General features: G+C 44.4%; 19 protein-coding genes and 1 pseudogene. 12 read left to right on the forward strand and 8 right to left on the reverse strand.

Translation table 11 applies throughout. The features are described from left to right. The first annotated feature begins 9 nt into the window (after positions 1 to 9). Positions 10 to 1,350: a 30S ribosomal protein S12 methylthiotransferase RimO gene (rimO, locus tag BN1209_RS04075; RefSeq protein ID WP_045751072.1), complete on the forward strand. Its 1,341-nt coding sequence runs from the start codon at positions 10 to 12 to the stop codon at positions 1,348 to 1,350. Here the strand turns inward: rimO and BN1209_RS04080 are convergent. After that, positions 1,341 to 1,673, reverse strand: coding sequence for a hypothetical protein (locus BN1209_RS04080; protein WP_052661089.1), 333 nt, complete (start codon positions 1,671 to 1,673; stop codon positions 1,341 to 1,343). The genes rimO and BN1209_RS04080 overlap by 10 nt on opposite strands. A gap of 142 nt (positions 1,674 to 1,815) precedes the next feature. On the opposite strand from BN1209_RS04080, the gene BN1209_RS04085 reads away from it, so the two are divergent. Together BN1209_RS04085 and BN1209_RS04090 are read left to right on the forward strand one after the other, a co-directional pair. Then, positions 1,816 to 2,346, forward strand: a complete 531-nt coding sequence (locus tag BN1209_RS04085; RefSeq protein WP_045751073.1) for a glutathione peroxidase — start codon at positions 1,816 to 1,818, stop codon at positions 2,344 to 2,346. Between the two features lie 25 nt (positions 2,347 to 2,371). Then, positions 2,372 to 3,373, forward strand: a complete 1,002-nt coding sequence (locus BN1209_RS04090; protein ID WP_045751074.1) for a serine/threonine protein kinase — start codon at positions 2,372 to 2,374, stop codon at positions 3,371 to 3,373. Between the two features lie 20 nt (positions 3,374 to 3,393). On the opposite strand, the gene BN1209_RS04095 is transcribed toward BN1209_RS04090, so the two are convergent. The 6 genes and pseudogenes from BN1209_RS04095 to BN1209_RS04120 all read right to left on the reverse strand — a co-directional run bounded on the left by BN1209_RS04095 (position 3,394) and on the right by BN1209_RS04120 (position 9,584). Further along, entirely contained in the window at positions 3,394 to 4,200 is an 807-nt protein-coding gene (locus BN1209_RS04095; RefSeq protein ID WP_045751075.1) for a pyruvate, water dikinase regulatory protein, read from the reverse strand. A gap of 12 nt (positions 4,201 to 4,212) precedes the next feature. Beyond that, positions 4,213 to 6,584: pseudogene (gene ppsA / locus BN1209_RS04100) on the reverse strand (phosphoenolpyruvate synthase). A 464-nt stretch (positions 6,585 to 7,048) separates the two neighbouring features. Then, complete coding sequence (locus tag BN1209_RS04105; RefSeq protein ID WP_045751076.1) at positions 7,049 to 7,588, reverse strand: YaeQ family protein; 540 nt, start codon at positions 7,586 to 7,588, stop codon at positions 7,049 to 7,051. Next, entirely contained in the window at positions 7,579 to 7,950 is a 372-nt protein-coding gene (locus BN1209_RS09275) for an RNA-binding S4 domain-containing protein (protein ID WP_082048389.1), read from the reverse strand. Before BN1209_RS09275 ends, BN1209_RS04105 begins: the two co-directional genes overlap by 10 nt. Positions 7,951 to 7,978: 28 nt before the next feature. Then, a complete protein-coding gene (trhO, locus tag BN1209_RS04115) occupies positions 7,979 to 8,908 on the reverse strand; it encodes an oxygen-dependent tRNA uridine(34) hydroxylase TrhO (RefSeq protein ID WP_045751956.1) in 930 nt (309 codons plus the stop codon). A 58-nt stretch (positions 8,909 to 8,966) separates the two neighbouring features. Beyond that, positions 8,967 to 9,584: a TetR family transcriptional regulator gene (locus tag BN1209_RS04120; RefSeq protein WP_045751077.1), complete on the reverse strand. Its 618-nt coding sequence runs from the start codon at positions 9,582 to 9,584 to the stop codon at positions 8,967 to 8,969. Between the two features lie 172 nt (positions 9,585 to 9,756). Here BN1209_RS04120 and BN1209_RS04125 point away from each other — a divergent pair, with 172 nt between their 5' ends. The 3 genes from BN1209_RS04125 to BN1209_RS04135 are packed head-to-tail and all read left to right on the forward strand — an operon-like array spanning position 9,757 to position 15,503. Beyond that, positions 9,757 to 10,950, forward strand: coding sequence for an efflux RND transporter periplasmic adaptor subunit (locus BN1209_RS04125; RefSeq protein WP_171816497.1), 1,194 nt, complete (start codon positions 9,757 to 9,759; stop codon positions 10,948 to 10,950). A gap of 6 nt (positions 10,951 to 10,956) precedes the next feature. Beyond that, positions 10,957 to 14,094, forward strand: coding sequence for an efflux RND transporter permease subunit (locus tag BN1209_RS04130; RefSeq protein WP_045751078.1), 3,138 nt, complete (start codon positions 10,957 to 10,959; stop codon positions 14,092 to 14,094). After that, the gene (locus BN1209_RS04135; RefSeq protein WP_045751079.1) at positions 14,091 to 15,503 is read left to right on the forward strand and encodes an efflux transporter outer membrane subunit; all 1,413 of its coding nucleotides are present in this window, start codon (positions 14,091 to 14,093) and stop codon (positions 15,501 to 15,503) included. Before BN1209_RS04130 ends, BN1209_RS04135 begins: the two co-directional genes overlap by 4 nt. Here BN1209_RS04135 and BN1209_RS04140 read toward each other — a convergent pair whose 3' ends face one another. After that, positions 15,504 to 15,776 carry a SemiSWEET transporter gene (locus BN1209_RS04140; RefSeq protein ID WP_045751080.1) on the reverse strand — a complete coding sequence of 91 codons (273 nt, stop codon included), beginning with the start codon at positions 15,774 to 15,776 and terminating at the stop codon, positions 15,504 to 15,506. 167 nt (positions 15,777 to 15,943) lie between these two features. Between BN1209_RS04140 and gltX the strand changes: the two genes are divergently transcribed. From gltX to BN1209_RS04170, 6 genes are all read left to right on the forward strand, one after another. After that, a complete protein-coding gene (gltX, locus tag BN1209_RS04145) occupies positions 15,944 to 17,338 on the forward strand; it encodes a glutamate--tRNA ligase (RefSeq protein WP_045751081.1) in 1,395 nt (464 codons plus the stop codon). A 110-nt stretch (positions 17,339 to 17,448) separates the two neighbouring features. Beyond that, a complete protein-coding gene (gene hfq / locus BN1209_RS04150; RefSeq protein WP_045751082.1) occupies positions 17,449 to 17,685 on the forward strand; it encodes an RNA chaperone Hfq in 237 nt (78 codons plus the stop codon). A 48-nt stretch (positions 17,686 to 17,733) separates the two neighbouring features. Beyond that, positions 17,734 to 18,861, forward strand: a complete 1,128-nt coding sequence (hflX, locus tag BN1209_RS04155) for a GTPase HflX (protein WP_045751083.1) — start codon at positions 17,734 to 17,736, stop codon at positions 18,859 to 18,861. A 24-nt stretch (positions 18,862 to 18,885) separates the two neighbouring features. Then, positions 18,886 to 20,052: an FtsH protease activity modulator HflK gene (gene hflK, locus BN1209_RS04160; protein ID WP_045751084.1), complete on the forward strand. Its 1,167-nt coding sequence runs from the start codon at positions 18,886 to 18,888 to the stop codon at positions 20,050 to 20,052. 14 nt (positions 20,053 to 20,066) lie between these two features. Then, entirely contained in the window at positions 20,067 to 20,939 is an 873-nt protein-coding gene (hflC, locus tag BN1209_RS04165) for a protease modulator HflC (RefSeq protein WP_045751085.1), read from the forward strand. A 15-nt stretch (positions 20,940 to 20,954) separates the two neighbouring features. After that, complete coding sequence (locus BN1209_RS04170) at positions 20,955 to 22,109, forward strand: ATP phosphoribosyltransferase regulatory subunit (protein ID WP_045751086.1); 1,155 nt, start codon at positions 20,955 to 20,957, stop codon at positions 22,107 to 22,109. Positions 22,110 to 22,157: the final 48 nt, after the last annotated feature.

Below are 22,157 nucleotides of genomic sequence, written 5' to 3' on the forward strand. Positions count from 1 at the left end.
TTAATTTTCATGAGTTCAAACAATACACCTAAAGTTGGCTTCGTTTCATTAGGTTGCCCGAAAGCTGGCTCTGATGCAGAGCGTATTCTCACCCAATTGCGTGCAGAAGGCTATGAAATATCGGGCACTTATGAAGACGCTGATTTGGTCGTAGTCAATACTTGTGGCTTTATTGATAGTGCGGTTGAGGAGTCGCTGGATGCCATTGGTGAGGCCATTAATAAAAATGGCAAAGTGATTGTCACGGGTTGTTTGGGTGCTAAGAGCGGCGTTGTGCAAACAGCGCATCCTAGTGTGCTTGCTGTGACCGGTCCGCATGCGCTTGAGGAAGTGATGACTGCGGTGCATGCCAATTTACCGAAGCCTCATGACCCATATGTAGATTTAGTGCCTGCTCAAGGCGTGCGTTTAACACCTAACCATTATGCTTATTTAAAAATCTCTGAAGGCTGTAATCACCGTTGTAGTTTCTGCATTATTCCTAGCATGCGGGGCGATTTGGTGAGTCGTCCTATAGGTGAAGTGCTAAATGAGGCTGAAAACCTTGTGAATGCAGGAGTGTCTGAAATTTTAGTAATTTCTCAAGATACTTCAGCATATGGCGTAGATGTGAAGTATAGAAGTGGATTCTGGAATGGACGTCCAGTAAAAACGCGTATGACTGAGCTCACAAAATCATTAAGTGAATTAGGAGTTTGGGTGCGATTGCACTATGTTTATCCTTACCCACATGTGGATGAAGTCATACCGTTAATGGCAGACGGCTTGATATTGCCGTATTTAGATGTGCCATTTCAGCACGCCAGTCCGCGTATTCTGAAAGCAATGAAACGCCCTGCAAGTAGTGAAAATAATTTAGCGCGTATTAAAGCTTGGCGTGCCATTTGTCCTGATATAACAGTGCGCAGCACCTTTATTGCTGGCTTCCCAGGTGAAACGGAAGAGGACTTCCAAATGCTACTCGACTTTTTAGAAGAGGCGCAATTGGATAGGGTGGGTTGCTTTACCTATTCTGCAGTCGATGGTGCTTCAGCTAACGCACTTCCGGACCAAGTGCCAGAAGAGCTTAAACAAGAACGTTTAGCGCGCTTTATGGAAGTGCAGGAACTTATTAGTGCAGCTAAGTTACAAACTAAAGTGGGTACTATGCAAACAGTGCTGGTTGATGAGATTGTGCAAGACGTTGATGGCAATATTGAAGCGATTGGCAGAACTAAAGCTGACGCGCCTGAAATTGACGGCATTGTGTATTTGGCGGACGCTGAAGGTTTAACGCCTGGTGATTTCGTTGAAGTGCAAATCTACGACGCTGACGGGCATGATTTATGGGGTGGACCGCCTCAGGATTGAGCTGTAAATAAATCTGGCATGATAGGCGAGGGGCGCTCGCTATCAGCTCTATCTTCTAAAAAGTCAAAGGTGAGCGGGCAGCGGGATGGTTTCTTTGCAGCTTTACGTCGCTTGGGTGTTGATGCTTCTAAGTCAATATAAGGCGTTTGGCTGATGCGAACATAACCTGATGAACTTAGCTTGTCAGCAGTGGTTTCAAACAAGCTTAAAGGATTGTCGATGTTTTGTAGAGTAACGACGCTCTTGCTCACTTTGAGCACGTTGTACATTACAAATTTGCCCGTGGTCTGTTTGCCATATATCTCGCCAACATGAATATCCACAACGCACCTCTTTTCAATCGATGGCTGAATATTAGCGCCTAGCCATGTTATCCACAAGTATTGTCGTTGTTTTTTGCGATGAACCAATCATGACAAGCTGAGTCAGAATTAATGATTCGTTCAATTTAATAATGGATAGAAAATGATTAAATACTTTATAGGGGTCGTCGTCATGAGTTTATCTAGCGCGGCATTTGCAGCGTGTCCTGACTTATACAATCATCAGTTTACAACCCTGCAAGGCAACAAGATAAATCTATGTGATTATCAAGACAAGCCGATTCTTGTAGTCAATACAGCAAGTAAATGCGGCTTTACACCCCAATTTGAAACGCTAGAAGGACTTTATAAACGTTATCAATCAAAAGGCTTGTTGGTTGTGGGATTTCCATCTAACGACTTTAGGCAAGAGCTAGCCAGTGACAAAGAAGTAGGTGATTTCTGTATCAATACTTATTCGGTTAAATTCCCGATGATTACGAAAACTTCGGTGACCGGTCCAAATGCCAATCCACTTCATAAGCAATTGATTGCAATTACAAAGCAGTCACCCATGTGGAATTTCTACAAATATGTCATTCTGCCGGGTGGAAAGCAAGTTTACGCATTTAGTAGTGAGGTAGATCCCGCATCTGAAGAAGTAATGGGTAAAATCAAACCATTCCTAAAGTAAGCTTCATTACGTTGTAAAATGCGGGATGGCTCAAACTACTATCCCGTTTTCAAATCTTTCCCCAGACCTTATCCTAGATGCGATTGACAGTGTTGGCGTCGTTACAGACGGTAGACTGCTGGCACTTAATAGCTACGAGAATCGTGTATATCAAGTAGGTGTCGAAGATGCATTGCCTATTGTGGCAAAGTTTTATCGCCCACATCGCTGGGATGATGTCGCAATTCTCGAAGAGCATATTTTCGTACAAAGTTTGGCAGATGCGGAAATTCCAGCAGTTGCCCCAAGTTTAATTGACGGTAAGACTTTATTTACTTACCAAGACTTTCGTTTTTCTATTTTCTCTAAGCACGGCGGTCGTGCGCCTGAGCTTGATCAAGAGGGCGTGCTTGAGTGGATAGGCCGTTTTATTGGGCGTATTCATAGTGTCGGTGCCCTAAGCGAATTTAAGCATCGACCTGCATTAAATATCGAAACCTTTGGTGAGGAGCCGAGTGCTTATCTTTTATCACGTGGCATGATGCCTAAAGAGCTTGAGTCAGTTTATCGTGGTGTTGTGGCACAGGCTTTAGATGGCGTGAGGCGTTGTTATGAGAGGGCCGGTGATGTCGCCAGCTTAAGGTTGCACGGTGATTGTCACATGGGAAACTTGCTCTGGACTGATGCAGGCCCGCATTTTGTGGACTTTGATGATAGCCGCACGGGACCAGCAATTCAGGACTTGTGGATGATGCTTTCTGGCGACCAGGATGAAATGCAAAAGCAGTTTAATGAAATCCTCTTAGGGTATGAAGATTTCTATGACTTTAATCCTCGTGAGCTACACTTAATCGAAGCGCTTAGAACTTTGCGCTTGATTCATTATTCTGCATGGCTTGCAAGACGTTGGGATGACCCAGCGTTTAAAGTCGCTTTTACCTGGTTTAATACCCAGCAATATTGGCAAGATAGAATATTGGAGCTACGTGAACAGATTGCTTTGATGGATGAGCCGCCATTAGCTTTAGGCATTTCAGGGAATTTCTAGTAGCTAAGTTTTAGTCGGCTTTATTTTTGTTGAATACCAAGTCGTTGCAAGATAATTGCTGATAATTCCTCAATGGAACGGCTGGTTGAGTCAGCCCATGTAATTCCAGCATTGCGCATTAAGCCTTCAGCTGTTGCAATTTCTTGTTTGCAGTTTTCTAGCGATGCATATTTGCTATCTGGCCTTCTTTCGCTACGCACTGAGTGCAAGCGTTCAGGCTTAATTGTTAAGCCAAATATCTTGTGAATATGATTTCTTAAAGCTGCTGGCAAGCTGCCTCGTTCAAAGTCTTCTGGAATCAGTGGATAGTTAGCTGCTTTGATGCCGAATTGCATCGCTAGATAAATGCTGGTTGGGGTCTTTCCGCAGCGAGAAACACCCACCAAAATGACCTGTGCTTCTTCTAAACCACTATTGGTCATGCCATCGTCATGGTTAAGCGTAAAGTTTATCGCTTCCATACGGTCAGCATAATTGCTTCCCATCGCTCCATGAGCAATACCAGAGCCTGTTAAAGGTTGTTCACCTAGCTCAACGCCGAGTGGATCAATAAACGTGTTGAATAGATCGATGTAGTAAGCATCGACCTGTTTAAGTGATGTGCGAAGGGCTGAGTTGCCGAGCGACATAATAACGACAGGGCGAACACCATCTTGCTCTGTTGCTTTTGCTATTGCAGCCTTAGCAACATCAATTTTTTCTGGGGTATCGGTAAAAGGAAGGCGAATCTGCGTAAATTCGGTATGCGGAAAATGCTCGAGTAATTTCCCTAATGCACTGGCAGTCATGCCAGTGCTGTCCGAGATGAATAATGCTGAGCGTTTCATTCGAATTGACGCTTATTTTTGCGTCAATTTTTGCCAAGTGGCAACCACAGTATCAGGGTTAAGTGATACTGATTGAATACCTTCATCGACCAACCATTGTGCAAAGTCTGGGTGATCAGATGGGCCTTGGCCGCAAATGCCGACATACTTGCCTAAACGATTAGCAGTGCTGATCGCCATGCGAAGCAATACTTTAACTGCCTCGTTACGTTCATCAAAGCCATCAGCCAAGATGCCAGAGTCGCGATCCATGCCCAATGTTAATTGAGTCAAATCGTTAGAGCCAATAGAGAAACCATCGAAGTAAGCTAGGAACTGTTCAGCGAGTAGCGCATTAGATGGAATTTCACACATCATGATGAGGCGTAGGCCATTCTCACCGCGTTTTAAGCCGTTAGCCGCTAAGATATCTGTAACCGCTTTAGCTTCGTCTAAAGTACGTACGAATGGAATCATGATTTCAACGTTCACCAAGCCCATTTCATCACGAACTTTTTTCATGGCCTTGCATTCCATTGCAAAACACTCTTTAAAGTCTTAGCCATGTAGCGTGCAGCACCGCGGAAACCAATCATTGGGTTTTCTTCATCGGGCTCGTAGATGTCACCACCCACTAATTTTTTGTACTCATTAGACTTAAAGTCAGAAGTACGCACAATCACTGGTTTTGGGTAGAAAGCGGCTGCAATTGTCGCAACACCTTCAGCAACTTTATCAATATAGAAGTCAGTAGGACTTGCATAGCCACGTGCACGGTTTCTGATGATGGTTTGCATTGGTGCTGGCATTGCATCAACATTCAAAATTGCTTTTGGATGAATGCCAACCATGTTGTTAATCACAAATTCTAAACGAGCTAAACCAACACCATCGTTTGGTGTTTTAGCAAAGCCAAACGCCATGTCCGGGTTGCCAACGTTCATCATAATTTTGCATGGCGGTTTGCTAAGCGCTTCAGTCGCTTGCGTATTGACTGAGAAAGGGAGGGCGCCGTGATAAACGAAACCTGACTCGCCTTCAGCACATGAAACTGTCACGACTTCACCTTCGCGCAATACATCTGTCGCATTCACAGAGCCCACAATCGCTGGAATGCCTAATTCACGCGCAATAATCGCAGCATGACAAGTACGGCCGCCGCGGTTGGTGACTAAAGCGCTGGCGCGCTTCATGACTGGCTCCCAGTTAGGATCAGTCATATCAGCAACTAAAACATCGCCTGGTTGTACTAAGTGCATATCAGCAGGGTCTAGCACAATACGTACAGGGCCTGTACCTATTTTTTGTGTCACAGCGCGGCCAACCACCATTGGTTTAGCAGCATGTTTTTCTAATGTGAATGTTTCGGTAACGTTGTTATTCGCTTCTTGCGATTTCACAGTCTCAGGACGTGCTTGCAAGATATATAGCTTGTTATCAACGCCATTTTTGCCCCATTCGATATCCATTGGGCAGCCATAATGCGACTCAATAATCATCGCATAACGAGCTAATTCCAAGATGTCTTCATTAGTGAGTGAGTAGCGGTCGCTATCAGCAGCATCTACATCAATAGTATGTGTACTTTTACCAGCTTGCGTTGCATCGCTAAACACCATTTTGATGAGTTTAGAACCCATGGTGCGGCGTACAATCGCTGGTTTGCCTTGCGCTAGCAATGGTTTGTGTACATAGAATTCGTCAGGATTTACAGCACCTTGAACCACTGTTTCGCCTAAGCCATAAGATGATGTGATAAACACAACATCTTGGAAGCCTGATTCAGTGTCAATGGTGAACATCACGCCAGCACAGCCGATATCGCTACGCAACATTTGTTGTACGCCAGCAGATAAAGCAACATCAGCGTGAACAAAGCCTTTGTGAACGCGGTAAGAAATCGCACGATCGTTATATAAAGAAGCGAACACTTCTTTAATTGCATGAAGGATATTGTCCAAACCTTGAATATTTAAGAAAGATTCTTGTTGACCAGCAAATGAAGCATCAGGCAAATCCTCTGCAGTTGCTGATGAGCGCACAGCAAATGTCGCGCCATTTCCTGATTTTGCTGTGAGTGTTGCATAGTTTTCTGCGATTGCTTTCTCAAGTGCCGCAGGGAAGGGTGCGGCCATAATCCATTCGCGAATTTGCTTGCCGCAACTGGCAAGTGCAATGGTGTCATCCACATTAAGCGTTTCGAGTGCTGTCACGATTTTGGCGTCTAAACCATTTTGCGCCAAAAATTCACGGTATGCATCGGCAGTAGTCGCGAAGCCAGTAGGAACGCGAACGCCTTTTGCTGAAAGCTGCGAAATCATTTCCCCTAGTGATGCATTCTTGCCGCCTACTGAGGGCACATCAACGTTACGCAGGTTTTCGAAAGGAATTACATGGGCTGACATAAAGAATCTCTCCATCTATCTACGTTATATATGTTCTTCACCAACCAATTTAACGTAAATATTTTTGTTTTCAGAGTGTTATGCTTTGTGTGATTTTTTTATTGACGATCACTTAAAAGCAGAAAAAGTAAAAGTAGTATTTTGCCTAATAAGCGGTCTTATGTCACGCTGAATAGCGTGTTTGTGAGCAAGAATGCTTGAATATTTCCTGTTCTTTAATTTTAGGCGGAAACTATTTTTATGGCTCAAGCATCAAAAAAAAGTTAAAGTAGTTTTAATGTTATTAAAAAGAAAGTTGTCAATATGAGCCAAGTAAACGAAAACAGCAGGACATCACTAAGTCATCTAGAGGAAACGTTGGCTAAAGCCTGTTTTTGTAAGCTTAGAGAGTCTTGCCCAGACAAAACAAGCCGTGACTGTCTGAAAGAGCGCAATATCTATAAAGAATTTATGCAAAAACAATCTTAATTGAAAGTCTTTAAAACGGATGGTAACAGCGTAAAGCTCCCGGCATCGTGTGTTACCAACATTTCATTGTCTTGAATCGTGCAACTGATATTCATGTTTCTAGTTGCTGCATTCGCAAGTTCCTCTGTATCAGGCAAGTTAATCACAGTTAAATTATCTAGCTTAAGTAGCGCTTTGCTGTTTTGATTCCACCACATATCAGCATTACGACCGCCATACAGCACCAAGGCAACTTGGTCTGAGCGTCCGCAAGCTTTACGCAAAACGCGCTCATCAGGCAAGCCCACTTCGATCCAAAGCTCAATCGCGCCCGTCAAATCTTTTTGCCATAAGTCAGGCTCTTCATCATCACTTAAACCTTTACCAAAGGCCAAAGAATCGCTGGCAAAGAATGCAAATGCAATCAACCTCACCATTAGTCGTTCATCAGTTTCTGATGGGTGTCTGGCAAGCGTCAGACTATGTGCAGCATAGTAGTTACTGTCCATATTTGAGACTTGCAGATCGGCTTTATGGATCGTAGATTTTAGTGCCATGGTGACTTTTTCTCAGTGCTTTTCTCTGTCTTCTTGACAGCTTTAACGCCTGACGGCTTAATGCCAGCCCCACTTCTTCGATTCGGCTGTCCTTTGCCGCGCACTTTAGGGGCTTTGACTTTAGGTGGCTTGATTTCAGCGTTAGGGTCGATGCTTATTAAGATGCGTTTACCTTCACATTCGATAATTTGGCCGGGTTTAATTTTCGCTGTTTTGCGCAGTTCTAATTGACCATCTACTTTTACCAAGCCCTCAGACACCATCGCTTTTCCGCGGCCGCCGCTATCAGCTAAATCCACTAGCTTGAGCAGGTTACATAGTTCAACGTATTCTGTATTTATAATAAATTCAATATCTTGCATTATATTTTCTTAAGTGATAGATGAGGTTTTATTGCTTTTCTTTTTTAATGACTTTACCAATATGTGCTTCGCCACGTTTTTTAGCTAGGGCCATTTGTTTTTGACGTTCAGCCACACTTGCGCGTTTTTCTTCGGTGAGTTTATCAAAGCAATGCGGACATGAGATACCTGCTACATATTGCTCGCTTTGCATTTCTTCTGGCGAAAGCGGATGTCGGCAGGCGTGGCACTGGTCGTAATCGCCAATCTCTAGGCCGTGCTTCACTGATACGCGTTGGTCAAACACAAAGCATTCGCCTTCCCAGAGGCTCTCTTCTTTTGGCACCTCTTCTAAATACTTTAGGATGCCGCCTTGCAAGTGATACACCTCTTCAAAGCCTTGCTCCATCATGTAGGAGCTGGCTTTTTCGCATCGGATGCCTCCAGTACAGAACATGGCGACTTTTTTATGTTTATTTGCGTCTAAATTTTTGCTGACGTATTCAGGAAACTCTCTAAACGTTGTTGTTTTAGGGTCGATGGCCCCTTTAAAAGTGCCGATGTCGTATTCGTAGTCATTGCGCGTATCAATTACAATGACATCCGGGTCTGAGATAATGGCATTCCAATCTTGCGGTTTGATGTAGGTGCCTACCTTGTAGTTAGGATCTATGCCTGCCACCCCCAGGGTGACTATTTCTTTTTTAATTCGCACTTTCATTCGGTAAAAAGGTGTTTCATGCGCATAAGACTCTTTGTGCTCTAAATCTGCCAAGCGCTGATCTTGTTTCAAGAAGTGAATAAGTGCATCAATTTCTTCGCGACTAGCGGCAACTGTGCCATTGATGCCCTCTTCCGCCAAAAGAAGGGTGCCTTTTATGTTGTGAGCAACACAGAAATTAAGCAATTTAGGCTGAAACTCTTTGTAGTCATTGAGTTTTGCAAATTTATAGAGCGCGGCAACAATAAAATTGGGCAATTTATCCTCTCTGCGTTGGGCTGTTTTTGATAGGTCGCTATCATAAGCCAAGCAAGGCTTATTTTCTACGCAAATTGATGTGACTAATTATCAAATCCTGGGTGTTTTTTCTAAAATACTCCCCATCAATATCCTTTACCCACATATGCAATAGGCCACTAAAAAATAAATGGGTGTCTAACGCGAGCTCCGAAGGTGTTTGTCGCGTGTTAAGCTGTTCTTTGTCATCAGCTCTTCTGTAGAGCTCTTCGAGCTTTTTAATGATGCCATCACAGTTCATCAGGATTTGCTTTAGTACACCTGAAAATTCTTCAACATATTCACACTTGATCATCATAATTTCATAGGTTTCACGTGTGGCAGCAGAGTCATTGAGGGCCTCAATCGTCCCTAGGAGAAAGTTTTCAATTTGAGAAAGCGGATCTAAATTTGTAGTCAGCTGCAAATTATCATCAATTCGATCGATAAGAGGCAAGAAAACTTGCTCTCGCATGGCGCTAAACAATTCAGTTTTGTTTGCAAAATGCCAATAAACAGCTCCTCGGGTTACGCCTGCCGCAGTAGCAATATTTTCCATGCTTGTTCTACTGACACCACGTTTTAAAAAAACTTCACGCGCAGCGTCAATGATGCGATATCTGGTTATTTCCGCATTTTCTTTTGTTTGTCTCACCATGGGTTAATCACTTACACCTTAAAAATCTTTTGAAGCACTCAATATATTTGCGCATGTTTTTAAACGATTGAAACACGTGTACTTGCAAGCCTGTTTCTATATAATATACATACAACTTTGTATGTAAACAAGCATTACCTGAATTAATCCTTTAAAAGACATGGAGTTAACAATGCCAACCTTATTTCTAAAACACGGCGCTAAATCAAGTGTTTCGCATCTCCTCATGATTTGCGTAGTGGCAAGCTTGGGATTGGTTGCCTGTGGCAAAAAAGAAGAGGCCGCGCCGCAGGGTGCTGGCATGGTGATGCCTGTGAGTGTTATTTCAGTAAAATCAACTAGCGTGCCGATTACCGCTGAAGCGGTGGCGCAAACGGAAGGTGCAAAAGAAGTTGAAATCCGCCCGCGTGTTGGCGGTATTTTATTAAAGCGCATGTATGACGAAGGTGCTTCAGTAAAAGCAGGTCAAACCATGTTTTTGATTGATCCAGCGCCATACCAAATTGCTTTGCAACAAGCTAAAGCGGCTTATTCAGCACAGCAGGCAAGAGTTGAGCAAGCGGTTCGTGAGGAAGCGCGTTTACGTACTTTGTTAGCGACCCAATCAATTAGTCAGCGCGAATACGACAATGCCAGCAGCGATAAGGCAACTTCACAGGCTAATCTTCAGCAAGCATTAGCAAACGTGAGAGAGGCTGAGCTAAATCTTTCATATACCAATGTCACATCTCCACTGACGGGCGTTTCTGGTCGTTTCCAATTTTCCGAAGGGGCATTGGTTTCGCCTAATACAAGCTTATTAACAACGGTTTCTCAAATTTCTCCAATTTGGGTACGTTTTAGTTTGTCAGACAGTGAAATTAAGGTGCTAGGTGGCCATTTAACAGAGAAAAATATTAAACAGGTTGCGATAGTGTTGCCTGATGGTAGTGAATACAAGCAAAAAGGTAAGCTTAACTTTTCGGCTAGCCAAATCGACCCTAAATTAGGGACACAACAATTAAGAGCAACCTTTGAGAATAGCGAGCATCAATTATTGCCGGGGCAGTTCGTGAGAGCTCGCATTACAACAGGTGTTCGTAATGGTGTATTCCTCATTCCCCAAACTGCGGTTCTGACGAGCGACCAAGGCAAGTTTGTATTTGTTGCGGATAAAGACAATGCAGGCAAAGTTGTTGCTGCTGTTCGCCCAATTAAAGAGGGTGGCTGGCTGGGTAATGATTGGGTGGTGCTTGAAGGTCTAAAAGAAGGCGACCAAGTGATTGCGGATAATTTAATTAAAGTACGCCCTGGTGCACCAGTCAATCCTCATCCATTTGGCACAGCTCCGGCAATGCCTGCTGCTAATCCTGCTAAAGCTAAGTAATCGAATATGAAAAACTTCACACGATTTTTTATTACTCGGCCAATTTTTGCGTCGGTGCTATCTATTATTATTGTGCTGGCTGGCTTAGCGGCGGCATTTAAGCTGCCAGTCGCACAATACCCACAAATTGCGCCGCCAACGGTGACGATTACCGCGGTTTATCCTGGTGCAAGCGCCGATACATTATCTAAAACCGTTGCTGCGCCAATTGAAGAGCAGTTAAGTGGTGTTGATAACTTGCTATATTTCAACTCTAGCGCTGACTCCAGCGGTACCTTGGTCATTACAGCCACTTTTGAGATTGGCACCAACGTTGACCAAGCAACATTTAACGTCAGCAATCGCGTCAATATTGCAACGCCTCGTTTGCCTGATGAAGTTCGTCGTAACGGCTTAATTGTTCAAAAAAAATCGAACGATATTTTGCTTGTGGTGATGCTTACTTCAAAAGACAAAAACCATAATCGTCTATTCCTTAGCAATTACGCCACGCTGAATGTCATGGATGAAATGAAGCGCGTTAAAGGCGTTGGCGATGCAGCAATCTTCGGTGGGCAAGATTACTCTATGCGCGTTTGGCTTCGTCCAGATCGCATGGCACAACTTGGTGTGAGTACAACAGATATATCGAATGCGATTACTGCGCAAAATAATCAATATGCGGCGGGTAAGATCGGCCAAGAGCCAGCGCCACCTTCTCAGCAGTTGGTTTATACCGTCACAGCAAAAGGTCGCTTGGTTGACCCAGAGCAGTTTGGCAATGTCATTATCAGAGCTGATGGCCCTAATGGCGTTCTGTATCTAAAAGACGTTGCACGCATTGAGCTTGGGGCTCAAAACTACAACGTAGCTTCAACGCTTGATGGCACGCCAGGTGTTGCCATACCTATCTTTTTACAAACAGGTGCAAATGCGCTTGATACTGCTAAAAATATCAAGCTAAAGATGGAAGAGCTGAAAGCACAATTCCCAGATGGCATGCAATATAGTATCCCTTACGATACGAGCGATTTTGTTAAGGCGACCATTAACGAGGTATTCCATACCTTTGCAGAAGCTTTGATATTGGTGGTGTTGGTAGTCTTTTTATTCTTACAAAGCTGGCGCGCTACGCTCATTCCTATCATTGCCGTGCCTATTTCTTTAATCGGAACTTTTGCTGGACTCTACCTGTTTGGCTTTTCTATCAATTTACTTACCTTATTTGCCATGATTTTGGCGATTGGTATTGTTGTGGATGATGCGATTGTGGTGCTCGAAAATACCGAGCGCTTGATGACCGAAGAGAATATGGCGCCACTGCCTGCTGCAATTAAGTCAATTAGTCAGGTGTCTGCGGCAGTTGTGGCGATTGTGCTCGTTCTTTGCGCCGTGTTTGTGCCAGTAGCGTTCCAAGGCGGCATTGCGGGTGAGCTGTATAGACAATTTGCGGTGACAGTAGCGATTGCTGTGGTGATTTCAGGCATTGTTGCGCTCACACTGACACCAGCGCTTTGCGCCATGATTTTGAAGAAATCCAATACTGAAAATGCCTTTTTCAGAAAATTCAATCACGGCTTCGGGCGCATGACTAATTTCTATACTGGCACTGTAAGCAAAACGCTTAATCATAAAGTGGTTGGTGGGTTAGTGTTTGCCGTGATTGTGGCAATCGTTGCGGTGTTGTTCAGACAGGTGCCGGGTAGCTTTGTGCCTGCTGAAGATCAAGGCTACGTGGTGACTATTGTCATCATGCCTGACGGGGCGACATTGAACCGCACATCCAAAACCACAGAAGCCATTAGGTCCGCGATAGCCCACGATCCAGCTGTGGCACATGAGTTTGCGGTGAATGGTTTTGAATTGCTCACAGGTGCAAATAAAACTAACTCAGCGACCATGTTTGTGCGCCTCAAGGATTGGAAAGCGCGCGAAACAAGTGCGACTGATATTGTGGGGAAATTGTTTGGAATTGGTATGAGTCAGCCAGATGGCTTGGCGATAGCCGTTAATCCACCTGCGATACGCGGTTTAGGCTCAGCTGGTGGCTTTGAAGTCTACGTACAAAGTCAACGCGATACTGACCCGATCAAGCTTGCAGCGGTCATGAACGGCTTTATTGATGCCATGCGTGCTGAGCCAACATTAACAGGCTTAAATTCATTTTTCCGTCCGACAGTGCCACAGCTTTTAATTGAGGTGGATGAGGCAAAGGCGCTTTCACAAGGTGTCCGAATTGCTGATATTTACGCAACCTTACAAAGTACGATGGGCGCTTTTTATGTGAATGACTTTAACCGTAATGGCCGTACATACCGTGTTCAATTACAAGCGGAGCCTGAGTTCCGTATGAACCCTGAAGACTTGGGTAAGGTATATGTGCGTAGTCAAGGCGGCAATATGATTCCACTTTCAGCATTGAGCAAGGTTAGCAATATTGTTGGTGCAGAGCAGTTGGAGCGTTATAACGGCTTGCTCTCTGCCAAAGTGTTTGGCAGTGGTGCGCCAGGCGTGAGTTCTGGTGATGCGATTAAAACAGTTGAACGGATCGCTAAGGAAAACTTACCAGATGGCTACAAAATAGCTTGGACAGGCCAGGCCTATCAAGAGAAGCGCACAGGCTCTGCGGCGCTATATGCTTTTGGCTTTGCCATCATTATGGTGTTCCTGATTTTGGCGGCGCAATTTGAAACTTGGGCATTGCCATTGGCAGTGATTATGGCGGTGCCGTTTGCGCTTGCAGGTGCGCTGTTAGCGGTTCTCCTGCGCGGTATGCCGAATGACATTTACTTCCAAATCGGTTTAATTACCTTGATTGGCTTGGCCGCAAAGAATGCGATTCTGATTGTGGAATTTGCCGAGCAAAAAATGGAAGAAGGCATGCCGGTTGCACAAGCTGCGCTTGAAGCTGCTAGGTTGCGTTTTAGACCGATTGTGATGACTTCGATGGCTTTTGTACTTGGTATCTTGCCATTGGTTGTTGCGACAGGTGCTGGTGCTGCAGCGCGCCGTTCTATGGGCACAGGTGTATTTGGCGGCATGATACTAGCCACTTTTATTGCCACTATTTTTATTCCTCTGTTCTTTACATGGCTGAGCGGCAAACACGTCAGACAGCATGGCCATGTTGGCAAGGAAGAATTGCAAGAGAAAGAAACTCAATGAAATTAAAACAGCTAATTAGATTGTCTGTAGCACTGCCGGCATTCAGTTTGGTGGCTTGTCAGATGGTCGGCCCCGATTATTTTAGACCTAAGCAAGCTTTGCCTGCTAGCTACCAAGAAGAACAAACGACTGATGCTTCAGAGGCAATAAGTAATCAATGGTGGACGCTTTATAACGATGAGGTGCTCAATGACTTGATTGCAAAAGCCAGTAAAAATAATACTGACCTTAAGATTGCGGTGGCACGTATAGAAGAAGCTGATGGCTTCATGCGCGAAGTGGGCGCAGCCTTATTTCCCCAAGTGAATCTTGATTCAAGCGGAAATCGTTTCAGGGTGACGGAGTTGGGTGCTGTGCCTATGTTTAAAGGCATGAGCCCAACCAGAAGCAATTTTAATGTCAGGTTAGGCACGACTTTTGAATTGGATTTTTGGGGAAAATTTCGCCGTGCGCAAGAGTCAGCCAAAGCCCAAGCTTTAGCTTCAAGATTTGCCAGAGACACCGTTGATTTATCGCTTAAAAGTTTGGTAACAGGTGACTACTTATTGCTACGCAGTTTGGAAGCGCAAATTGAGCTTTCTAAAGCAAGTATGAAAAGTCGTGAAGATAGCCTTGCATTAACTCAGCGTCGCCTAGAAGGCGGTGTATCTTCAGCGCTGGATGTGCATCAGGCTGAGGTGGCTTACAACAATCTCAAAGCACAATTGGCTGATTTAACTCGTCAACGGGCTATTATTCAGCATCAGTTGGCCGTGCTCACAGGTGATTTAGACTTGAATATTGCGGCGGGGGATATTAAGTCCTTACCTATCCCACCTGTTCCGCCTGTCGGCATGCCATCAACACTATTGGAAGCGCGTCCTGACGTCCGCCAAGCTGAGCAGAACTTAATCGCTGCTAATGCAAAAATCGGGGTGGCTAAAGCTGCTTTATTCCCAACGATTTCGCTCACAGCTGGTTTGGGTGGTGAAAGTAAAGACTTGGGTGACGTATTGAAATCTGCCGCCAGAATCTGGAATGGTGGCTTGAGTTTAAATCTTCCGGTGTTTGATTCTGGCCGATTAAGTTCAAAAGTGGATCAAGCGACAGCAGCGAAGAAGCAATTGCTGGGGAGTTATGAGCGCGCTGTTCAAAATGCATTCACTGAGGTGAATGATGCTTTGGTGAATGTTCGCCAAAACACAGAGCGTGAAGCAGCGCTTAACGCAAGTCAGTCATCTGCTAGCAAAGCATTAGAAATCGCAAATAATCGCTATAAGTCAGGCTACACAGGTTATTTAGAAGTGCTGGATGCGCAGCGCGTTTTTAACGACGCCTCATTAGCTTTTGTGCAAAGTCGCCAAGCAAGGCTAACTTCAACGGTGGAGTTATTTAAGGCGCTTGGCGGGGGTTGGGTAGCCGCTAAATAGTTACTTTTTTTTGAGGACTTGCTGAATTTTCAATGCAAGCACGATGGCTGATAGTACCAAGGTGATGGCGTTGGCGATAATCACCGGCATGCTATGGATCGTTAATCCATAAAAGAACCAAAGCGCTACGCCTGTGGTAAAAAGGCTATACATCGGCAATGAGATGCCTTCAAGGTTGCGTGTTTTCCATGATTGGTAAGCTTGCGGGGCAAAAGCAATGGTCGTGAGGAAAGCAGCACTATAGCCAAGGATGTCGCTTATATCTTGAGGCATATTATTCTTAATCTGTTTTAAACGAGCACAGATTAAATCATGAGTCGTTAAATCACGGCTAGACTTTTTTAGTCAAACAACTTCTGTTTGCTTCATGCTCCAAGGCTGGCATGATAAAATCTAGATTAAATCTTAATCACTGAATTCAAGCAAAGATAATCAAAATAATGACTGTTCGCACACGTTTTGCCCCAAGTCCTACTGGTTTCCTTCATATTGGCGGCGCACGTACCGCTTTATTCTCCTGGGCTTACGCCCGCAAGCACAAAGGTCAGTTCATTCTTCGTATCGAAGATACCGATGTGGCACGCTCAACCCCTGAAGCAGTACAAGCGATTTTAGATGGCATGTCATGGTTAGGTTTGGAGTGGGACGAGGGTCCTTTCTATCAAATGCAACGCATGGATCGATACAAAGAAATTATCCAAAAAATGCTGACTGAGGGCAGTGCTTATCTTTGTTATTCAAGCAAAGAAGAATTAGATGCTTTGCGCGAACGTCAGATGCAGGATGGTATCAAGCCACGCTACGATGGTCGCTGGAGACCTGAAGATGCCAAGACGCTTCCCGAGGTTCCTCCTGGTGTGCAACCAGTTGTGCGCTTTAAAAACCCAAAAACAGGCTTGGTAGAATGGAATGATATGGTTAAAGGCCATATTGCCATCTCAAATGAAGAGCTAGATGATTTGATTATTGCTCGCGGCGACGGCACACCCACTTACAACTTTTGTGTGGTGGTTGATGACTGGGAAATGGGCATTACCCAAGTGATACGTGGTGATGACCATGTGAATAACACACCTCGCCAAATCAATATGCTTAAAGCACTAGGTGCGACCATTCCTCAGTACGCTCATTTATCCATGATTTTGGGTGATGATGGTCAAAAGCTATCTAAACGACACGGCGCAGTGAGTGTGATGCAATATGACGATGATGGCTATTTGCCTGAAGCGGTATTGAATTACTTAGCGCGCTTAGGCTGGTCTCATGGTGATGATGAAATTTTCAGCATGGAACAATTCTGCGAGTGGTTCGATTTGGACCACATTACGCCATCAGCAGCGCAATTTAATACTGAAAAATTAAACTGGGTTAATGCGCACTACATTAAGCAAGCAGACTTAATAGTACTGGCTACTGACATTCAAAAACGTCTTTTAGCCAAAGGCATCAAAACTGAAGGCGGTCCCGATTTGAATGGTGTGATTGCGCTTTATCGTGACCGTGCAAATACGCTTAACGACTTAGCTGCAAGCATTGACTACTTCTATAGTCAGCCTTCATTAGATGCAGCAGCGGCAGAAAAGCATTTAACACCAGACATTATGCCGATGATGAAAACGATGCTCGCTGAGCTAACTGAAATTGATTGGACTGTTGAAGCGATTCATCATGTGATTGAGCAAACAGTCGTAAAAAATGAATTGAAGTTTCCTAAAGTGGCAATGCCGCTTCGTGTGATGGTAACAGGCGGTGGTCAGTCACCAAGCGTTGATGCTGTGATGCAATTGTTAGGTAAAGAAGAAACACTTAAACGTATGTCAGCTTTTTGCGCTTAAACATATTTGAATAAATTGAGAACGAACGGCATATACTGATAGTCTTAGTACATGAGTAAAATACTAAGCTGATTGTTTTAATTTAAACATTACCAAGAAAAGGTGAAAACATGACTCCTAAAGGGCAGTTGTTACAAGACCCATTTTTAAATGCATTACGTAAGGAACATGTCCCTGTGTCGATCTATCTCGTTAACGGGATTAAGTTACAAGGTCAGGTTGATTCATTTGATCAATACGTGATTTTGCTCAAAAACACAGTCACTCAAATGGTATACAAACATGCCATTTCTACTATTGTTCCAGGCCGCGCTGTCAGCATTCCAACTGGAGTCGTCGAAGAGTAGTGTTTTTTGTATTTTTGATGGATAAAAATTTAATGACGTTGTATCGCAATGCTTGATCGACCAGAAACTAGTAGTGATGCCATATTAGTTAGTTTGGACTTTGGTGAGTCGGGGTATGAAGAGAGCCTCGAGGAACTCAAACAGCTCGCAATCAGTGCCGGTATTAACATTCGCGGCGTTGTTGAGGGTAAACGAGACAAACCTGACGCCAAGCTTTATTTAGGTTCTGGAAAAGCGGAAGAACTGGCTGAAATGGTAAAAGCCACTGAATCACGCGCTGTTGTATTCAATCATGATCTAAGTCCCTCACAACAACGAAATTTAGAACGTCTACTTGAGTGTCGAGTGGCTGATCGCACTGGTCTAATTCTCGATATATTTGCTCAACGCGCTAAGAGTCACGAGGGAAAACTTCAGGTAGAACTTGCTCAACTTGAGCATCTTTCTACACGCCTAGTCCGTGGATGGACCCATTTGGAGCGTCAAAAAGGCGGCATCGGTGTGCGTGGTGGGCCAGGTGAAACTCAACTTGAACTTGATCGGCGGATGTTGCGAGTTCGGGTTAAGCAACTCCGTGAAAAGCTTGATAAACTCAAACAACAGCGTGGAATGCAACGACGTTCTCGTCAGCGATCCCAAGTGATGTCGGTGTCACTGGTTGGTTATACCAACGCTGGCAAATCTACCTTATTTAATCGTCTAACACAGTCTAAAGTGCTCGCTGCAGATCAGTTATTTGCAACCTTAGATACTACCTCGCGCAAGCTTTACATTCCTGATGCTGGCGCAATGGTCATTTCTGATACGGTGGGTTTTATTAAACATCTACCCCATGCCTTAGTAGAAGCTTTTGGGGCGACGCTCGAAGAGTCTGTTCAATCTGACCTGTTACTACATATTGTAGATTCAGCAAGCACCAATCGCGATGAGCAAATTGAACAAGTCAACAAGGTGCTTGGTGAAATTGGGGCTCAGGACGTTGCTCAAATTTTAGTCATGAATCAAATTGATCGTGCAGGGTTACAGGCGGGCTTGGAGCGGGATGAATATGGTAGAATTTGCAAAGTGTTGATTTCAGCAAAAACTGGTGCCGGCTTGCAGTACCTAGAGCAAGCATTAAAAGAACATCAGCAACGCTTGTACGACTACAGAACAACTGAAGCGGCATACCTTTAATTTATTGATTTATCGGAGTTTTAAATGGCAAACGATCTTGGCTGGGGCAATCGTAACAATGAAGGCCCACCTGATTTAGACGAGGTTATGCGTCAGTTTAGTCGTAAATTAAAATCTTTATTTGGGCAAACTCCTGAGACGGGTGGGGAGTCAAACGACAAACCTAAAATTTCAGCACTACCGATACTTGGTTTAATTGGGCTAGTATGGATTGCAACCGGCTTTTACATTGTCGACCAAGGTTCCCGTGGGGTAGTTTTACGATTCGGCAAACACGTCGAAACATCCTTTCCTGGCCCACGTTGGCACATGCCTTTTCCTTTTGAGTCAGTTACAGTTGTTAATATGGAGCAAGTGCGCACCATTGAAATCGGATATCGCTCAGCGGAAGGTAGCACTGGACGAAGCAAGCAGCTCAACGAATCGCTCATGCTGACGGATGACGAAAACATTATTGACTTGCAATTCGCTGTGCAATACAACCTTAAGAACGTTGAAGAGACGCTTTTTAACAATCGAAGCGCGGAAGAGGCTGTGCGAGGTATTGCTGAAACAGCCATTCGAGAAGTTGTTGGTAAAAGCAAGCTTGACTTTGCTTTGTATGAAGGGCGTGATGAAGTCTCAATCAACACCAAAAAGCTAATGCAAGAAGTACTGGATCGTTACAAGACTGGCATTAACGTAGTGAGTGTAACGATGCAAAACGCTCAGCCTCCAGAACAAGTTCAAGCTGCTTTTGAGGACGCGGTTAAGGCTAAGCAAGATTTAGAGCGTCAAAAAAATGAGGGTCAGGCTTACGCAAACGATGTGATACCAAAAGCACGCGGAACAGCCTCAAGATTATTGCAAGAAGCCAATGGTTACAAATTAAGAGTTGAAAATGAGGCGCAAGGTAATGCAAGCCGCTTCAATCAAATCTTTGCTCAATACCAACACGCACCAGAGGTCACGCGCTCTCGCATGTATCTCGATGCACAAGAGCAGATTATGTCGAGCGTCAGCAAAGTGATCGTTGATCAAAAAAACGGCAATAGCTTACTTTATTTACCGCTAGACAAACTGATTGCGGCAACTGCTGCAAATGCACCACCAGTGAATACTGATGTGCCTGGAGCGCCAGCAGCGGCTGAAACTACCACAGATGCCAAAGTTCGAAATTCGTCGCGCAGTCGCGAACGCGACAGTAGATAAGGATGAGAATTGATATGAGAAATTTAGGCGCTATATTTTTTGGTTTTTTGATTTTAGTGATTGTAGTCAGTGCTTCAGCATTTACAGTGGACCAACGTGAATATGCTTTGGTGAAACGCCTTGGTGAGGTTGTAGCGATTGAGAAAACACCGGGCTTATACTTTAAAGTTCCTTTTGTTGATAACGTGGTCTATTTTGACAATCGAATTTTGACCCTCAACTGGGAGGAACCTGACCGTTTTATCACTAGCGAGAAAAAAAACGTACTGGTGGATTCTTTTGTTAAGTGGCGCATTATTGACCCCCAAAAATATTACGTTTCTGTCAAAGGCGATGAAGTGCAAGCAGAGCGTCGTTTATCGCAAACAGTGAATGATGGACTTCGTGCGGAATTCGGCAAGAGAACGATCCATGATGTTGTTTCTGGTGAACGCGGTCAAATTATGGAAATCTTACGTCAACGTGCTGACCGCGACTCCCGACAAATTGGCATCCAAGTGCTGGATGTTCGTATCAAGCGTGTTGATTTGCCTGAAAATGTGAGCAATTCCGTTTACGACCGAATGGAAGCGGAACGTAAAGGAGTTGCGAATCAGTTGCGTTCAGAAGGTTCTGCTGCTGCGGAAAAAATCCGCGCCGATGCGGACAGACAGCGTGAAGTCATTGTGGCAGAAGCGTTTAAAGAGGCGCAACGCGTGAAGGGTGAGGGCGATGCTAAGGCTGCCGCTATTTATTCAGCTGCTTATGGTAAAAGTCCTGAGTTTTATGCCTTTTATCGAAGTCTTGAAGCGTATCGTAATAGCTTCAAGAGCAAAAGCGATGTCATGGTGCTTGAGCCAAGCTCTGACTTTTTAAAATACATGCGCAACTCTGGCGCAAAAAAATAATTGATTTGAGTTTTTATGCGTAATTGGTTACTTCCCGAATATATCGAAGATGTACTCCCTATTGAAGCAAGTCAGATAGAGATTTTTCGCAGATCTTTGCTTGATTTGTTAGATGTTAATGGCTATCAGCTTGTCATGCCGCCGATGTTGGAATACCTAGAATCACTTATCACTGGCGTTGGTCATGACTTAGACTTGGCGACCTTTAAGGTGGTTGATCAGCTGACAGGCCGCCTCATGGGTGTTCGCGCTGATATTACTCCTCAAGCCGCTCGCATTGATGCCCATATGCTTAACAACCAAGGGGTCACCAGACTTTGTTATGCTGGGAGCGTTTTACGAACAAATCCTAGCGGACTTGCCCAAACGCGACAGCCTATGCAGTTGGGTGCTGAATTGTTTGGCCATGCGGGGATTGAAGCTGATATTGAAATTCAACGCTTAATGGTGAAAACACTTCAAGCTGCTAACGTGAATGCATTACAAATCGACTTCAGTCACGTGGGTATTTTTGATAGCTTAATGATTAATACCCATGCAAATGACTTATTAAAGCAGTCAATTTATGAAGCTTTGCAAAGTAAAGACAAAACAGAGCTAAGATTCCTGACTAAGGATTTCGATGCTGATATTCGCGAGGCTTTATGTCGACTGACGGAACTGAATGGTGATGTCAGTGTGTTGGATAATGCCTTAAGGGACCTTCCAAAATCCCCTAAAATCAAACAGGCACTCAATGATCTCCAACAAGTTGCCAATGCCCTCGCTGATTTGGGTGTTGGGATTAGTTTCGATTTAGCCGAACTTCGGGGCTATCACTATCATAGTGGTATGGTGTTTGCTGCTTACGCACAGGGCTATGCTGGGCCATTAGCTTTTGGTGGTCGCTATGATGAGGTCGGCCAAGCTTTTGGGCGTGCACGTCCGGCGACTGGCTTTAGTCTTGATCTCCGAGGGTTAGTTAAATCGTTACCAACGCATACATCTACAAAAGCAATACTGGCTCCATACGGATATGACCCTGAGTTATTGAACAAGATTGAAGCATTAAGAACTTCTGGTGAGAGAGTTATTCAAGCGCTCCCAGGTCATGATGCGCACGAAAAAGAGTTAGGGTGTGACAGGAGATTGATTCACCAGGCAGGCCAGTGGCAAGTTGTGGCCGCGTAGATCTATTTAATCGAACAAAAGACTTTAAAAAGTCAGCAAAAAAATTAG

The organism is Candidatus Methylopumilus turicensis (assembly GCF_000953015.1).
In the GTDB taxonomy this organism is placed as follows: Bacteria; Pseudomonadota; Gammaproteobacteria; order Burkholderiales; family Methylophilaceae; genus Methylopumilus_A; species Methylopumilus_A turicensis.

Excerpts from the sequence above, each read along its gene's own strand:
- rimO (WP_045751072.1), top strand. The coding sequence starts at position 10 with ATGAGTTCAAACAATACACCTAAAGTTGGCTTCGTTTCATTAGGTTGC.
- BN1209_RS04090 (WP_045751074.1), top strand. The coding sequence starts at position 2,372 with ATGGCTCAAACTACTATCCCGTTTTCAAATCTTTCCCCAGACCTTATC.
- hfq (WP_045751082.1), top strand. The coding sequence starts at position 17,449 with ATGACTCCTAAAGGGCAGTTGTTACAAGACCCATTTTTAAATGCATTA.
- BN1209_RS04135 (WP_045751079.1), top strand. The coding sequence starts at position 14,091 with ATGAAATTAAAACAGCTAATTAGATTGTCTGTAGCACTGCCGGCATTC.
- hflC (WP_045751085.1), top strand. The coding sequence starts at position 20,067 with ATGAGAAATTTAGGCGCTATATTTTTTGGTTTTTTGATTTTAGTGATT.
- BN1209_RS04125 (WP_171816497.1), top strand. The coding sequence starts at position 9,757 with ATGCCAACCTTATTTCTAAAACACGGCGCTAAATCAAGTGTTTCGCAT.
- BN1209_RS04105 (WP_045751076.1), bottom strand. The coding sequence starts at position 7,588 with ATGGCACTAAAATCTACGATCCATAAAGCCGATCTGCAAGTCTCAAAT.
- hflX (WP_045751083.1), top strand. The coding sequence starts at position 17,734 with ATGCTTGATCGACCAGAAACTAGTAGTGATGCCATATTAGTTAGTTTG.
- BN1209_RS04170 (WP_045751086.1), top strand. The coding sequence starts at position 20,955 with ATGCGTAATTGGTTACTTCCCGAATATATCGAAGATGTACTCCCTATT.
- hflK (WP_045751084.1), top strand. The coding sequence starts at position 18,886 with ATGGCAAACGATCTTGGCTGGGGCAATCGTAACAATGAAGGCCCACCT.
- BN1209_RS04120 (WP_045751077.1), bottom strand. The coding sequence starts at position 9,584 with ATGGTGAGACAAACAAAAGAAAATGCGGAAATAACCAGATATCGCATC.
- BN1209_RS09275 (WP_082048389.1), bottom strand. The coding sequence starts at position 7,950 with ATGCAAGATATTGAATTTATTATAAATACAGAATACGTTGAACTATGT.
- BN1209_RS04130 (WP_045751078.1), top strand. The coding sequence starts at position 10,957 with ATGAAAAACTTCACACGATTTTTTATTACTCGGCCAATTTTTGCGTCG.
- BN1209_RS04095 (WP_045751075.1), bottom strand. The coding sequence starts at position 4,200 with ATGAAACGCTCAGCATTATTCATCTCGGACAGCACTGGCATGACTGCC.
- BN1209_RS04085 (WP_045751073.1), top strand. The coding sequence starts at position 1,816 with ATGATTAAATACTTTATAGGGGTCGTCGTCATGAGTTTATCTAGCGCG.
- gltX (WP_045751081.1), top strand. The coding sequence starts at position 15,944 with ATGACTGTTCGCACACGTTTTGCCCCAAGTCCTACTGGTTTCCTTCAT.
- BN1209_RS04140 (WP_045751080.1), bottom strand. The coding sequence starts at position 15,776 with ATGCCTCAAGATATAAGCGACATCCTTGGCTATAGTGCTGCTTTCCTC.